Genomic DNA, 14,354 nt, shown 5'->3' with positions numbered 1-14,354 from the left:
GCACCGTGTCCAAGAGCTACTGGATCCGCACCTTCGGGTGCCAGATGAACGAGCACGACTCCGAGCGCATCGCGGGGCTCCTCGAGGCGCAGGGCTACCGGCGTGCGGACTCGGCGGAGGACGCCGACGTCATCCTCTTCAATACCTGCGCCATCCGGGAGAACGCCGACAACAAGCTCTACGGCAACCTGGGCGCGGTCAAGGCCCTCAAGGCGCAGCGGCCGGGCCGCCAGATCGTGGTCGGCGGCTGCCTCGCCGAGAAGGACCGGGGCCTTGTGGTGCAGAAGGCACCCTGGGTGGACGTGGTCTTCGGCACCCGCAACATCGAGGCCCTGCCCGGGCTCATGGGGGCGGCCGAGGCGCAGGGCGTGCCCATGGTCGAGTTCGCCGAGACCCTCTCGGTCTTCCCCTCGGCCCTGCCCGCCCGCCGGGGCTCGAAGACCCACGCCTGGGTGGCGATCCAGTTCGGCTGCAACAACGCGTGCACCTTCTGCATCGTGCCCAGTGTCCGGGGCCACGAGACCTCCCGGCGTATCGGCGACATCCTGGGCGAGGTGTCCGCCCTGGTGGCCGACGGGGTGGTCGAGGTCAGCCTCCTCGGCCAGAACGTCAACTCCTACGGCCGCGACGTGTACGGGACGCCCCGGTTCGCCGACCTGCTCCTGGCGCTCGACGGCATCCCGGGCCTGCGCCGGGTGCGGTTCACCTCGCCGCATCCCAAGGACTTCCGGGAGCCGGTCGCCCGGGCGATGGCCGCGTCGGGTGTGGTGTGCGAGCACCTCCACCTGCCGCTGCAGTCCGGCTCCGACCGGGTGCTGAAGGAGATGAAGCGGTCGTACTCCCGGGAGCGCTACCTGGACAAGATCGCCCTCGCCCGGCGGGAGATCCCCGGCCTGGCGATCACCACCGACATCATCGTGGGGTTCCCGGGCGAGACCGAGGAGGACTTCGCCGGCACCCTGTCGCTCGTGGAGGAGGTGGCCTTCGACGCCGCCTACACCTTCCAGTACTCGCCCCGCCCCGGGACGGTGGCCGGGGCCCGGGAGGACCAGATCCCCAAGCCGGTGGTGCAGGAGCGCTTCGACCGCCTGGTGGCCGCCCAGGAGCGCCACTCCCTGGCCCACAACCGGGACCTGGTCGGCGAGATTGTGGAGCTGCTCATCGAGGGGCCGTCCAAGAAGGTCCCGGGCAAGGCCACCGGGCGCACGCGGACCAACAAGCTCGTGCACGTGCCGGACCCCGACGGTGTGCTCGCAGACGGGCAGTTCGTCCACGCCCGGGTGATGTCCGCGGCCCCCCACCACCTGGAGGGCGAGGTCGTGCCCGACCGGGTCGGGGCCTCCCCCCGGTGACCCGGCCGCGGGTCCTGGCGCTCGTCGGCCCCACCGCCGCCGGCAAGACCGCCCTCGCCCTGGAGATCGCCCCCGGGCTGGGGGCCGAGATCGTCTCGATGGACTCGGCCATGGTGTACCGCGGGATGGACATCGGCACGGACAAGCCCTCGGCGGCCGAGCGCTCGCGGGTGCCCCACCACCTCATCGACATCGTCGAGCCCAGCCACACCCTGACGGTCGCCGACTTCCAGGCGCGGGCCCGGGCGGCGGTGAGCGCGGTGGTCGCCGCCGGGCGCGTGCCCCTGCTGGTCGGCGGCTCCGGGCTCTACGTGCGGGCGGTCATCGATCCCTTCGATTTCCCCGGCACCGACCCGGCGGTGCGGGCATCGCTCGAGGCGGAGGCGGCCGAGGTAGGTGCGCAGGCCCTGCACCGGCGCCTCGCAGGCCTGGATCCCCAGGCGGCGGCGCTCATCGACCCGGCCAACGCCCGGCGGACGATCCGGGCCCTCGAGGTCCTCGAGGTGACCGGGCGGCCCTTCTCGGCGTTCCGGACCGCCTGGCGCCAGCCCGAGTCGGTGTTCGACGTGACCCTCGTCGGGCTCACCGCCCCCCGCCCGGAGCTGGACCGGCGCATCGAGGTGCGGGTGGAGGCCCAGATCGAGCGGGGGCTGGTCGCCGAGGTCGAGGGCCTGGTGGCCGCCGGGATGCGGGCGTCGGCGACGTCGGTGCAGGCGCTCGGCTACGCCCAGGTGCTCGCCTTTCTGGACGGGGACTGCACCCTGGAGGAGTCGGTCATGGCCATCAAGGTCCGGACCCGCCGGTTCGCCCGCCGCCAGGAGCGGTGGTTCGGGGCTGATCCCCGGGTGGCGTGGTTCAACGCCGATGCGGCGGGTGCCGCGGCGGCACTACGAGCGGGAAGGGAGGCGGCGGCGTGAGCGGTGAGGTACCGGTTCGCCCGAAGGGGCCCCCGATCGAGTTCTCCAAGTACCAGGGGCTGGGCAACGACTTCATCATCATCTTCATCGAGGACGTCACCCCCGAGCTGGCCCGCTTCGCCTGCGACCGGCACTTCGGTATCGGGGCCGACGGCATCATCCGGCTGGTGCCGTCCTCCAGCCCGGAGATCGATTTCCACTTCCGGCTGTTCAATGCCGACGGCGGGGTGGCCGAGGTGTCCGGCAACGGGCTGCGCTGCGTCGGCCGCTTCCTGCACGAGGCCGGGTTGTGGTCGCAACCCCGCATCCGGGTGGAGTGCGGCGGTGACATCAAGGTGGTGGAGATCGCCGTGGCCGAGGGCGAGGTGGCCAGCGTCCGGGTGGACATGGGCGTCCCGCAGCTGCAGGGCACCGTCGAGCTGTTCGACCGCACCTGGCACAAGGTGGCGACCGGCAACCCGCACGCGGTCACCATCGTCGAGGACCTGGCGGTGGTGCCGATCCTGGAGCTGGGACCCCAGGTCGAGACCCACGACCACTTCCCCAACCGCACCAACGTCGAGTTCGTCCAGGTGGAAGGCGACGACGCCCTCGCCGTGCGCTTCTGGGAGCGGGGGGTGGGGGTGACGCTGGCATCGGGTTCGGGCTCGACCGCCGCGGTGGCCGCCGCCGGGCTGGACCGGGCAACCGTGCGCACCCTGGGCGGTGACCTGGTCGTCGAGCGCGGCGAGGACGGCCACCTCTACCAGACCGGCCCGGCCGCCCACGTGTACGACGGAGCCCTGCCGTGAGGGGCCGCGCGTGAGGACGGCCAAACGGATCGACCAGCTGCCGCCCTACCTGTTCGCCACGCTGGACCGGCGGATCGCCGAGGCCCGCGACCGGGGAGTGGACGTCATCTCGTTCGCCATCGGCGACCCCGACCTACCCACCCCGGGCCACATCGTGGCCGCTGCTCAGGCGGCGGTCGCCGACCCCGCCAACCACCGCTACCCGTCGTACTACGGGCTGGCGGACCTGCGCCGGGCCATCGCCGGCTACTACCAGCGGCGCTTCGGCATCGACCTCGACCCGGAGTCGCAGGTGCTCCCGCTCATCGGGTCGAAGGAGGGCATCCACAACTTGGCGACCGCCTTCGTGGATCCGGGCGACACCGTCCTCATCCCCGACCCGGGCTACCCGGTCTACGCCACCAGCGCCATCCTGGCCGGAGGCCGGCCGGTGCCCTTCCCGTTGGAAGCTGCCCATGGCTTCCAGCCCCGGCTGGGCGAGATCAGCCCGGGCGACGCCGTGGCCGCCAAGATCCTCTGGCTGAACTACCCGGGGAACCCGACCTCGGCGACGGTGGCGCCCGGGACCTTCGAGCAGGCGGTCGAGTTCTGCCGCAGCCACAACCTGCTGCTGGCCCACGACGCCGCCTATGTCGACGTCACCTACGACGGCTATGTCGCCCCCAGTGTCCTGCAGACCCCGGGGGCGACGGAGGTCGCCCTCGAGTTCGGCTCGCTGTCGAAGACCTACAACATGACCGGCTGGCGGATCGGCTGGGCGGTCGGGTCGCCGGTGGCGGTCGAGGCGCTCGGCCGGGTGAAGACCAACATCGACTCGGGCATCTTCAACGCCCTGCAGCGGGCGGGCATCGAGGCGCTCAACGGCCCGCAGGAGGCCGTGGCCGCCCAGTGCGCGGTGTACACCCGGCGGCGGGACACCCTGGTGGACGCCCTCAATGCGGCGGGCTGGGCCCTGGTCCCGCCCAAGGCGGCGCTGTACCTGTGGGCGCCGACCCCGGGCGGCGAGCCGTCCCAGGCCTTCGCCGACTTCCTGCTGGACCGGGCCGGGGTGGTCGTCACCCCCGGGGTCGGCTACGGGGCGGCGGGAGAGGGTTTTGTCCGCTTTTCGCTCACGATTGACGACGACCGCCTGGCCGAGGGGGCCGAGCGCATCGCCCGGGCATTGCGTGCGGCGGGCGGGAGGTCCGTCGGCAGTGGTGCCGCAGGCGGAGCGGCTGGAGGTCGGTGACGGGCAGGGTTCGGGCCTCGGCCGGCGGGGCGTCCCGGGGCGCGGCTTCTGGAGGGGCCAGCGCCGGCCCGGGCGGGCCGGGCTCCGAGGAGCGGGAGCGGGTGGTGCTGGTCGGCCTGGCCCGGTCGTCGAGCGAGCTTGAGGAGGCCGAGGCGTCGCTCGAGGAGCTGGCCCTCCTGGCCGACACGGCGGGGGCGGAGGCGGTCGAGCGGGTGCTCCAGGTACGCGACACCCCGGAGCCGGCCACCTACCTGGGCAGCGGCAAGGCCCGGGAGGTCATCCATCTCGCCAAGGCACTGCACGCCAGCGCGGTCATCTTCGACGACGAGCTGGCCCCCGCCCAGGGGCGCAACCTGGAGGACCTGGCCGGCGTGAACCCGCTGGCCCCCGACCAGCTGAAGATCATCGACCGCACCGGCCTCATCCTGGACGTCTTCTCCCAGCACGCCCACTCCGCCGAGGGCAAGTTGCAGGTGGAGCTCGCCCAGCTCACCTACGACCTGCCGCGGCTCCGGGGCTGGGGCGAGGTCCTCAGCCGCATGGGCGGTGGCATCGGCACGAGGCGGGGGCCGGGCGAGACCAAGCTGGAGGTCGACCGCCGGCGCATCCGGCGCCGGCTGCAGAAGCTGCGCCGGGACCTGGAGGACCTGGAGCGCACCCGGGAGACCAAGCGGGGCCGGCGGGTCCGCTCCGGCGTGCCCCAGATCTCGCTGGTGGGCTACACGAACTCGGGGAAGTCGACGCTGCTCAACGCCCTGACCGGGGCCGGGGTGCTGGTAGAGGACCGGCTGTTCTCGACGCTGGACCCCACCGCCCGGCGGCTGTCGCTGCCCGACGGGCGGGACGTGGTCCTGACCGACACCGTGGGGTTCGTCAAGAAGCTGCCCCACACGCTGGTGGAGGCCTTCCGCTCGACGCTGGAGGAGACGGCGGGCTCCGATCTGCTGCTCCACGTCGTCGACGCCGCCCAGCCCGATCCGGTGGCGCACTTGGAGGCGGTCGAGCGGGTGCTGGCCGAGATCGGGGCGCAGGACCTCCCGTCGATGGTGGTGCTGAACAAGCGGGACCTGCTGCCCGCCGGGGGGGCGGTGGCGCTGGCGGCCCGCTTCCCGGGGTCGGTGTTCATCTCCGCCCTGACCGGCGAAGGGCTGGACGACTTGCTGTCGGTGGTCGCCGACCGCATCCGGGCGGCCCACCTGGTGGCCGAGTTCTTCGTGCCCTTCGAGCGGGGCGACATCCGCAGCCAACTCCACGACGAGGCCGAGGTGCTGGACGAGTCGTTCGAGCCCGGCGGCGCCCGCCTCCAGGTTCGCACATCGACCGCCGTCCTGGCCCGGCTGGGGGAGTACCTGGTGGACGCGCCCCTGGAAGGTGCGGGTGCGGGCGAGGACGGGTAGGGGCCGGGCGACTGAAGTCCGTGAGTCTGCGGGGGTGCTATACGGACCTCAGCACTCACAGACTATTTGTCACCGCAATCCATAACTATGCGCCTTCGGTCCAACCGCTGAACGGCCCGCGGCCGTCGGCGATGGCGACTCGACTCGCGGCCGGAGTGCCGACGCGCCTTGCGGGCCCTAAGTCCGGGGCGTCACGTGCCATGTGCGCTTTGCCGGTGCTCCGCCGCCGACAATCGAGCGGCCGATCAGCCGATCATTGGCGACCATGGCAGGCTGGGGCTCCCGACTGCCCACCTTGGGAGCCGGGGGCTTTGGCGGGGGGGTCGGCGGAAGGCCATTCGACTTCGTTTCGTTCATGGGCGGACCCTTTCAAGCGAACCTCAGAATGGCAAACACCAAGGCGCTACTCTGGTCTCTCAGCGTCTGCCTTCTCGTCGTCGCAAGCGAACTTTCCGTCTGGACGCCCTGGTAGATCTTCGCCTTTGTTCCCGCCACCTGCCCGACGACATACACCGGAGCCGCCTCGGACAACTCGTGAACCCAGCGACGACAGTGGCCTTGGCGTCAATGCCGCGGGCCTCTTCCAGGAGGACGCGGCCTTGTTCGCCGATCTCAGAATTGATGAAGCGGTAGGTGGCTTCACGCTCAACGTCGTCCTTAGCGGCTCCGATGTCCATGTCGATCCCTTCGGGGCCTACATCCGCCGGAGGATCGCCACCACCTTGCCCAGGACCCGGACCTCGCCCTCGGGCTCGATCGGGTCGACGTTGGGGTTCTCGGGCATCAGCACGATGCGGCCCCCGGTGCGGAAGAACCGCTTCACCGTCGCCTCAGCCTCGCCGGTCGGTCCCTCGACCTGGGCGGCCACGATCTCGCCGTTGGACGGGTTGGCGTTGGCCCGGATGACCGCGTAGTCGCCGTCGTTGATGCCGGCGCCGATCATCGACTCGCCCCGCACGCGGAGCACGAAGTGGGGGGTGTCGTCCACGAACTCCTCCGGGACGGCGATGGTGCCTTCCTGCGTCTGCTCGGCCAGGGAGGTCGGCCCGGCGGCGATCGACCCGTAGACCGGCAGGGTCTGCGCCGCCGCCCGGCGGGGCGCCCCACCTTCCCAGCGGACCTCGATCGCCCGGGGCTTGGTGGGGTCCCGGCGCAGGTAGCCCCGGTCCTCCAGCGTCTTCAGGTGGACGTGGACCGTACTGGGCGACGCCAGGCCTACCGCATCGCCGATCTCCCGCACGGCCGGCGGGTAGCCCCGCTCCTCCACGCTCTGGACGATGTAGTCCAGGATGGCTCGCTGCCGGGTGCTGAGGTCGGTCCCGTCGGGGAGGCGGGTTCCGGAGTCCAGCGGTCGCTCGTTCATGGGCACCTCCCAGGTCGGTTCGGACTGTTGTGCTCTGTTGATGCGTCGTTGCGGGTGGTTCGAGGGCCAGTGTAGGGGCTCAGCGGAAAAAAGGCAAACATTTGTTCGGTTTTCTCTTGACGGCCCCCGGCCCCCGACCTACAGTGGCACCATGACAACGAACAGACGTTCCCGGGTACGGGCGTTCGTCGTGGCCGCCGGGGCCTGCCTGCTGGTCATGTTCGCCAAGCCCGCGCTCTGGGCGGGCGCTCCCGGGTCGGTGCCGCCGCCGGTGGTCCACGTCGTGGCGCCGGGCGAGACCCTGTGGAGCCTGGCCGAGCACTACGCCCCGCAGGAGGACCCTCGCCAGTACATCTACGACCTGCAGCAGGCCAACAACCTCGGCGACGGGGAGATCTACACCGGGGAGAAGCTGACCCTGCCGTAGGGCCACCGGCCCGCGAAACATTGCTTGTTGACTCTTACAGGTCTGTAATTTAGGCTCTCACCCCTACGAGATCTTGCGTCAGCGGCCGGCTGGACCACAACATGTTGATTTTTTCGCAGTCTCTGGAAAGAATGTCGCCGGCCGCTGCGTTTCATAGTGGGGAGGGCACATGAGAGTGAGCGACGGCGTTCACACGGCAGGGCTCCGCATGGAGCGGTACTTCACGCAGCCCGGGCTCCACCCCTATGCGGAGGTGGAGTGGGAGCGGCGGGACGCCCGCATCGGCTCAGGCGACAAGATCGCCTTCGAGCAGCGCGACCTGGAGTTCCCGAAGGCCTGGTCGCAGAATGCCACCAACATCGTGGCCCAGAAGTACTTCCGGGGCCCGCTCGGGTCGCCCCGCCGGGAGGGGTCGGTCAAATCCATGATCGACCGGGTCGTGGGCTGGTACACCGAGCGGGGGATCGGGGACCGGTACTTCTCCGACGGGAGCGAGGAGACCTTCGCCGCCGAGCTCACCCACCTGCTGCTGATGCAGAAGATGGCGTTCAATTCGCCGGTGTGGTTCAACGTCGGCCTGGTCAACCCGCCCCGGGTGTCGGCCTGCTTCATCCTCGACGTCGAGGACGACATGCAGTCGATCCTCAACTGGTACGTCGAGGAGGGCCTGATCTTCAAGGCCGGGTCGGGGGCGGGGATCAACCTCTCCAAGCTGCGCTCCTCCAAGGAGCTGCTCACCTCGGGTGGGACGGCGTCCGGGCCGGTGTCGTTCATGCGGGGCGCCGACGCCTCGGCCGGCACCATCAAGTCCGGCGGCTCCACCCGCCGGGCGGCCAAGATGGTGGTCCTGGACGTGGACCACCCCGACGTCGAGGAGTTCATCACCTGCAAGGTCCGGGAGGAGCGCAAGGCCCGGGCTCTGCGGGAGGCGGGCTTCGACATGGACCTCGACGGGGCGGACTCGCACTCGCTGCAGTACCAGAACGCCAACAACTCGGTGGGCCTGAGCGACGCCTTCCTGCAGGCCTACCTCGACGACCGGGACTGGGACCTGAAGGCGGTGAAGGACGGCCGGACCATCAAGACCCTGAAGGCCCGGGCGCTGATGCGGGAGATCGCCGAGGCGGCCTGGGAATGCGCCGACCCGGGCGTGTTCTACCTGGACACCATGAACCGGTGGCACACCTCGCCGGCGGCGGGGCCGATCCGGGCAACTAACCCATGTGGGGAATATGTCCGTCCTGCCAATACATCCTGCAACCTGGCGTCCATCCGCCTGACCAAGTTCGTGCAGGACGACGGCAGCTTCGACGTCGCCTCGTTCACCGCGGCTGTCGAGACCACCATCACGGCCATGGACATCTCGGTGCACAACGCCGAGTACCCGACCCCCAAGGTCACCGCCATGGTCAACAACTACCGGGAGCTCGGCATCGGCTACACCGATCTCGGCGCCCTGCTCATGCAACAGGGGGTGTCCTACGACTCCGACGCCGGGCGGGCGTGGGCGGCGGCCATCACCGCCCTCATGAGCGGCGTGGCCTACCGGCGCTCGGCGGAGATCGCCGGCGTCCTCGGCCCCTACCCGGGCTGGACGGTGCCGGGCAACGCCGAGGCCCACCTCGATGTCATCCGCCGGCACCGGGACGCGGTCGATGGCATCGATACTGCGCTGGCGCCCCGGCGCATCGTCGACGCCGCCAAGCTGGCCTGGGACGACGCCCTCGAGCTGGGCGAGCGCTACGGCTACCGCAACGCCCAGGTGAGCCTCATCGCACCGACCGGAACCATCAGCTTCCTGCTCGACGCCGACACCACCGGCATCGAGCCCGACCTCGCGCTGGCCAAGACCAAGAAGCTGGTGGGCGGGGGGACGATGAAGATCGTCAACCAGGGAGTGCCGAAGGCGCTGAAGCAGCTCGGCTACCCGCCCCGCCATGTCGCCGACATCGTCGACTACGTGACCGAGAACAACACGGTCAAGGGGGCGCCGCACCTGCACGAGGACCACTACCCGGTCTTCGACTGCGCCATGGGCGACAGCCCGATCCACTACATGGGCCACGTGAAGATGCTGGCCGCCGTGCAGCCCTTCCTGTCCGGGTCCTCCTCCAAGACGGTGAACATGCCGGAGACCGCCACCGTCGAGGAGATCGAGGCCCTCTACCTGGAGGGCTGGCGCCTCGGGCTGAAGAACCTGGCGATCTACCGGGACAACTGCAAGGTGGGCCAGCCGTTGTCGGCCGACAAGAAGGGGGGCGACAAGAAGGGGAGCGACAAGGCCACGCCTGCCGCCGCCGAGGCCCCCAAGGCGGCCGAGCGGCCGAGCCCGGTGCGCCGTCGCCTGCCCCGCAAGCGGCCGTCGAAGACCACCTCGTTCCGCATCGCCGACTGCGACGGCTACGTCAACGCCGGGGAGTACCCCGACACCGGGGAGCTGGGCGAGATCTTCCTGAAGGTGGCCAAGCAGGGCAGCACGCTGGCCGGAGTGATGGACGCCTTCGCCATCGCCATCTCCATCGGCCTGCAGTACGGGGTGCCGCTGAAGGCCTACGTCGAGAAGTTCATCAACATGCGCTTCGAGCCTTCAGGCATCACCGACGACCCCGACTTCCGCTTCGCCACCTCGGTGGTCGACTACATCTTCCGGCGGCTGGGGGCCGACTACCTGAGCCCCGAGGACCGGGCGGCGCTCAACGTCTTCACCACCACCGAGCGCAAGCGGGCACTCGACGGCGGGCAGCCGATCGTCACCAACGGCCACGGCAGTCACCTCGAGGGTTCGGAGGCCGCAGCTCCGGCTGCCCCGGCGCCCCCCGACATGCCCGTCGAGGGGCTGCCCCGGCTGGTCGTGCGCAACCCCGCCGTCGATGCCCCTCTGTGCTACACGTGCGGAATCTCGATGCGGCCGGCGGGATCGTGCTTCGTATGCGAGTCGTGCGGGACGACGAGCGGCTGCTCGTAGCTCTGCCTGAAGTCAGCGGCGAGGGTGGGGGACCGTGAGCGAGATCGGTCACCTCGCCCTCGTCGTCTCCAACCCGGACGCCTCCCTGGCCTTCTACCGGGACGTCTTCGGTCTGCGGGGGTGGGTGCGGGAGGCGGATGACGGTGTGGTCCTGACCACGCCGGCCGGGTTCGTCTTGGCCTTCGTGCAGGGGCGCCCGGCGGATCTCGGGATGGCCCATTTCGGCTTCCGCCTGTCCGGCGCCGAGGCGGTGGAGGCCCGGCGGCGGGAGTTCGCCGCCCGGGGGCTGCGGGAGGTCGCCTGGTGGGAGGAGCCCGGCCTGACCTCCCTGAAGGTGGCGGACCCGGACGGCTACGTGGTCGAGTTCTTCGCCGACACCCGGCGTCCGGTCTGAGCCGGCGTCGCATCCGGGCGGGCTCCGGACGGACAAGCCCAACATCTAGAGCGGCTAGTTGGAAGAGCCACCACATGTGGTCCCTGGCAGCGTAGAATTCTTCGCGATGCGTTGCCCGACATGTGGTGAGGATCAGGACCGGGTTGTGGACTCGCGCGTCGCCGAGGACGGCCACGCCATCCGGCGCCGCCGGGAGTGCGAGGGGTGCGGTCAACGCTTCACCACCTTCGAGCGCATGGAGAACGCCCCGCTGCTCGTCGCCAAGCGCTCCGGGGGCCGGCAGTCCTTCGACCGGGAGAAGCTGCTCTCCGGCATCCGCAAGGCGTGCAAGAACCGTCAGGTGGCGCCCGAGACCCTGGACCGGCTGGTGGACGACATCGTCGAGACCATCCGCCTCGAGGGGCGCACCGTCGTCTCCAGCGCCGATCTCGGCCGGGACGTGCTGGAGCGCCTGCGCGACATCGACGAGGTGGCCTACCTGCGCTTCGCCAGTGTCTACAAGGACTTCAAGGAACTGAACGACTTCGAGCGCGAGCTGGGCCTGCTGGCCAAGAAGGTGCCCCCCAAGCAGCCCGCCGGGGTCCCGGAGGAGTGAGCGAGGGCCTCCGGGTCCCGATCCGCCGCCTCGACACAGGACTGCCCCTGCCGGCGTACGCCCGAGTCGGCGATGCCGGCCTCGACCTCTTCGCAGCCGCGTCGGTGACGCTGGCACCGGGGGAGCGCTCCCGCATCCCCACGGGCGTCGCCGTGGCCATTCCCCCCGGGTATGCCGGCTTCGTGCAGCCCCGGTCCGGGGCGGCGGCCCGCCAGGGCCTGGGCTTGGTGAACTCACCCGGGCTCATCGACAGCGGGTACCGGGGCGAGATCGCCGTGGTGGCCATCAACCTGGACCCGGCCGAGCCGATCGCGATCGAGCGGGGCGACAAGGTGGCGCAGCTGGTGATCCAGCCCGTGGTCGTGGCGGCACTGGAGGAGGTCGACGAGCTGCCTGCGTCCGAGCGGGGAGCAGGCGGGTTCGGGTCCACCGGTCGGTGAGGCGGGCTCGAAACTGGGGACATTTGTCCCACAATCCGGGACAAATGTCCCCGACATCAGCTCGGGCCGCCCCCTGTGGTCTGAGTACCATGGCGGCATGCGCCCGCCCACCCTCCGACGACTGACGACCACCGCATGGCTGTCGGGGATGGCCCTGGTCCCGCCCGCGGTCGTGGCGCTCCTGGACGGGTTGGCGCACGGGCTCGCCCTGCGGTCGATGATGCCCGACGTGCTGGCCATGACCCTGACGGTGGCGGCGCCGGTGTGGCCGCTGTCCCTGCTGGCTGGGTCGATCATCCTGCGCCGTGGCAAGCCTGGCCCGGCCCCGGCCGATGCTCAGTACCCCACCACATCCCGCTTGGCCATCATGCTGCTGGGGGTCTCGGCGGCGATCTGCATCATCGAAGTGGCGACGCTGGCACTGTGGCCTGCGAGGTTCAACCCGGCGTGGTTCGGGACGACGGCGGGTGGGTTCCTCGGCTTCGCCGGGCTGGGCCTCGTCGTGGGCCTGGCGGCCCGGTGGCAGGAGAGCCGGATGGCACTCGGCCTGTGGACCAATCCCCGGGCGCTGGTGGCCCTGTTCACCAATGCCGGGTCGGACCACCCGCCGGAGACGCTGTACTACGGCGGGGGGATCGGCCCCGGCGTACGGTAGGATGGCCGGAACGCGGACGTGGCTCAGTTGGTAGAGCATCACCTTGCCAAGGTGAGGGTCGCGGGTTCGAATCCCGTCGTCCGCTCCAGGTAAACCCCCTTCTCATGAGGAGACCGGCGCTCGGGTGGGGCCGTGCCCGGGCCGGGCCGTGAGGGCCGGCGGTGGCTCCCCGGGCAATGTTGGCGGCGTGGTACAGCCAGGGGATGTACTACTCCACCAACTATCTCCGGGCCGTCCTCCGGGCCGCCCCGGCGGGGGCCGGCGCAACCGGCGGTCTGCCCCTGACCGTCGAGTCCGATGGGTTTCCGGTTGAGGGCTACGGGTGGTCAAGGTGACCGAGGTTTGGGGCTACCAGTAACGTGGCTTACCATTGACCTGCCATGGACGAACGCACCTTGAGGCAGCAACGGCGGTATCTGCTCACCACCCTTGGGATCAAGCCAAGAGAGGGTCGGCGGATCTACCGGGGCGTGGCAGCCGGGATCGCTCCTGGGAGTGCCGAGCTCGCGGCCCTGGTCGTGAACTATGCCCTCAGCGATGAGCGGCGCATGCGCGGGCAAGTTGTGTTTGCAGGGTTCCAAGTCGTGTTCGCCGCTGCCTGGGCCGCGATGGCCATACTGATGAGGCACAGCACTGGTGGAGGGCGCTACCCGCTCTTCTTTCTTGGGTTTGCCGTTTGTGCAGGACTCAACGGGGTCGCCCTGATAGTTCGGGTGAGGCAAATGCATAGAATCTCACTCGAGTTCGGTGGTTCCTTGACCCCCCTGGGCACGGCGCAGCTCCCGTCCAGGGCCAGCTCCGGGGCTGAACGACTGCACCCAAGAGGGGAGACGCTGACGCATCAGGTGGCGGCCGCCGTTGTCGCCACCGCCTACGGCGGGCCGGAGGTGCTCCGCCTCGTCGACGCCCCCACCGCGGCCCCCGGCCCGGGCGAGGTGCTCCTCGACGTCCGGGCAGCCGGCACCAACCCTGTCGACTACAAGTCCTACAGCGGCGCCTTCAGCCGGGATCCGGCGGCTCTTCCGATGCGCCTGGGCCTGGAGGCGTCGGGGATGGTCACGGCCGTCGGCCAAAACGCCGCCGGGCCGGCCGGCCCGATCGCCGTCGGCGATGAGGTCGTCGCCTACCGCATCCAGGGGGCCTACGCGTCGCAGGTTGTGGTCCCGGCCGAAGCGGTCGTGCCCAAGCCGCCGGCACTCTCGTTCGAGGAGGCCGGCGGTCTGCTCCTCGCCGGGGCGACCGCGGTGCACTGCGTGTCAGCCGCCGCCATCACCGCCGGCGAGACCGTCGTCATCCACGGGGCGGCGGGTGGCGTCGGGCTCATGGCCGTCCAGCTCGCACGCATCGCCGGTGTCCGGGTCGTCGCCACGGCCAGCGAGTCCCGCCACGCCTACCTCCGGGAGCTGGGCGCCGAGCCCGTCACCTACGGTCCCGGGCTCCTCGAGCGCATACGGAGTCTCGCCCCCGTGGGCGTTGCCGCCGCCATCGACACCGCCGGGACCGACGAGGCCATCGACGTCTCGCTGGCTCTGGTCGCCGACTATCACCGGGTCGTCAGCATCGCTGCGGTCCGGCGGGGGTTCGCCGAGGGGATCAGGGTGCTCGGCGGCGCGCCCGGGGCTGACCCGGGCACGGAGATCCGGGCCGCCGCCCGGCTCGAGCTGGTCCGCCTCGCCGAGGCCAGGCGCCTCCGGGTCCGGGTGGCGGCCACCGTTCCGCTCACGGAGGTGGCCGAGGCTCACCGGTTGGTCGCCCGTGGCCATACATTCGGCAAGATCGTTCTGGTTCCGTAAGCCTTGCCCGCTCGCACCCCGTGCGGTTTTGGTCGGC

Annotated in this window: 13 protein-coding genes and 1 tRNA gene; 13 read left to right on the top strand and 1 reads right to left on the bottom strand. The window is 70.6% G+C overall.

From position 1 onward, the window contains the following. Positions 1-5: 5 nt before the first annotated feature. From miaB to hflX, 5 genes are read left to right on the top strand one after another with little or no spacing between them, the layout of a single operon-like run. Entirely contained in the window at positions 6-1,352 is a 1,347-nt protein-coding gene (gene miaB / locus VFW71_11985; protein ID HEU5003479.1) for a tRNA (N6-isopentenyl adenosine(37)-C2)-methylthiotransferase MiaB, read from the top strand. Then, a complete protein-coding gene (miaA, locus tag VFW71_11980; GenBank protein HEU5003478.1) occupies positions 1,349-2,269 on the top strand; it encodes a tRNA (adenosine(37)-N6)-dimethylallyltransferase MiaA in 921 nt (306 codons plus the stop codon). The genes miaB and miaA overlap by 4 nt, the downstream gene beginning before the upstream one ends. Then, complete coding sequence (dapF, locus tag VFW71_11975) at positions 2,266-3,060, top strand: diaminopimelate epimerase (GenBank protein HEU5003477.1); 795 nt, start codon at positions 2,266-2,268, stop codon at positions 3,058-3,060. Before miaA ends, dapF begins: the two co-directional genes overlap by 4 nt. A gap of 10 nt (positions 3,061-3,070) precedes the next feature. Further along, entirely contained in the window at positions 3,071-4,288 is a 1,218-nt protein-coding gene (locus VFW71_11970) for an LL-diaminopimelate aminotransferase (GenBank protein HEU5003476.1), read from the top strand. Further along, a complete protein-coding gene (gene hflX, locus VFW71_11965) occupies positions 4,285-5,685 on the top strand; it encodes a GTPase HflX (protein HEU5003475.1) in 1,401 nt (466 codons plus the stop codon). The genes VFW71_11970 and hflX overlap by 4 nt, the downstream gene beginning before the upstream one ends. 694 nt (positions 5,686-6,379) lie before the next feature. Here hflX and lexA read toward each other — a convergent pair. After that, positions 6,380-7,048, bottom strand: a complete 669-nt coding sequence (lexA, locus tag VFW71_11960; GenBank protein ID HEU5003474.1) for a transcriptional repressor LexA — start codon at positions 7,046-7,048, stop codon at positions 6,380-6,382. Positions 7,049-7,199: 151 nt separating this feature from the next. Here lexA and VFW71_11955 point away from each other — a divergent pair, with 151 nt between their 5' ends. The 8 genes from VFW71_11955 (at position 7,200) to VFW71_11920 (ending at position 14,317) form a co-directional block, all read left to right on the top strand. Continuing rightward, the gene (locus tag VFW71_11955; GenBank protein HEU5003473.1) at positions 7,200-7,475 is read left to right on the top strand and encodes a LysM peptidoglycan-binding domain-containing protein; all 276 of its coding nucleotides are present in this window, start codon (positions 7,200-7,202) and stop codon (positions 7,473-7,475) included. A 175-nt stretch (positions 7,476-7,650) separates the two neighbouring features. Continuing rightward, complete coding sequence (locus tag VFW71_11950) at positions 7,651-10,440, top strand: vitamin B12-dependent ribonucleotide reductase (protein HEU5003472.1); 2,790 nt, start codon at positions 7,651-7,653, stop codon at positions 10,438-10,440. A gap of 34 nt (positions 10,441-10,474) precedes the next feature. Then, on the top strand, positions 10,475-10,834 hold the full coding sequence (locus VFW71_11945; GenBank protein ID HEU5003471.1) for a VOC family protein: 360 nt from the start codon (positions 10,475-10,477) through the stop codon (positions 10,832-10,834). Between the two features lie 106 nt (positions 10,835-10,940). Continuing rightward, positions 10,941-11,429 carry a transcriptional regulator NrdR gene (nrdR, locus tag VFW71_11940; GenBank protein HEU5003470.1) on the top strand — a complete coding sequence of 163 codons (489 nt, stop codon included), beginning with the start codon at positions 10,941-10,943 and terminating at the stop codon, positions 11,427-11,429. After that, positions 11,426-11,869: a dUTP diphosphatase gene (gene dut, locus VFW71_11935; GenBank protein HEU5003469.1), complete on the top strand. Its 444-nt coding sequence runs from the start codon at positions 11,426-11,428 to the stop codon at positions 11,867-11,869. Before nrdR ends, dut begins: the two co-directional genes overlap by 4 nt. Positions 11,870-11,966: 97 nt before the next feature. Then, positions 11,967-12,524, top strand: coding sequence for a hypothetical protein (locus VFW71_11930; GenBank protein HEU5003468.1), 558 nt, complete (start codon positions 11,967-11,969; stop codon positions 12,522-12,524). Positions 12,525-12,536: 12 nt separating this feature from the next. Then, positions 12,537-12,612: transfer RNA gene (locus VFW71_11925), tRNA-Gly, on the top strand. 757 nt (positions 12,613-13,369) lie between these two features. Continuing rightward, positions 13,370-14,317, top strand: coding sequence for an NADP-dependent oxidoreductase (locus VFW71_11920; protein HEU5003467.1), 948 nt, complete (start codon positions 13,370-13,372; stop codon positions 14,315-14,317). Positions 14,318-14,354: the final 37 nt, after the last annotated feature.

The organism is Actinomycetota bacterium, assembly GCA_035765775.1.
In the GTDB taxonomy this organism is placed as follows: Bacteria; Actinomycetota; CADDZG01; order JAHWKV01; family JAOPZY01; genus DASTWV01.
This window is presented reverse-complemented; position numbering and strand designations above follow the sequence as displayed.

What these genes read in the sequence shown, in the direction of transcription:
- lexA (HEU5003474.1), bottom strand. Translation starts at nt 7,048, where the DNA reads ATGAACGAGCGACCGCTGGACTCCGGAACCCGCCTCCCCGACGGGACC.
- VFW71_11955 (HEU5003473.1), top strand. Translation starts at nt 7,200, where the DNA reads ATGACAACGAACAGACGTTCCCGGGTACGGGCGTTCGTCGTGGCCGCC.
- nrdR (HEU5003470.1), top strand. Translation starts at nt 10,941, where the DNA reads ATGCGTTGCCCGACATGTGGTGAGGATCAGGACCGGGTTGTGGACTCG.
- VFW71_11930 (HEU5003468.1), top strand. Translation starts at nt 11,967, where the DNA reads ATGCGCCCGCCCACCCTCCGACGACTGACGACCACCGCATGGCTGTCG.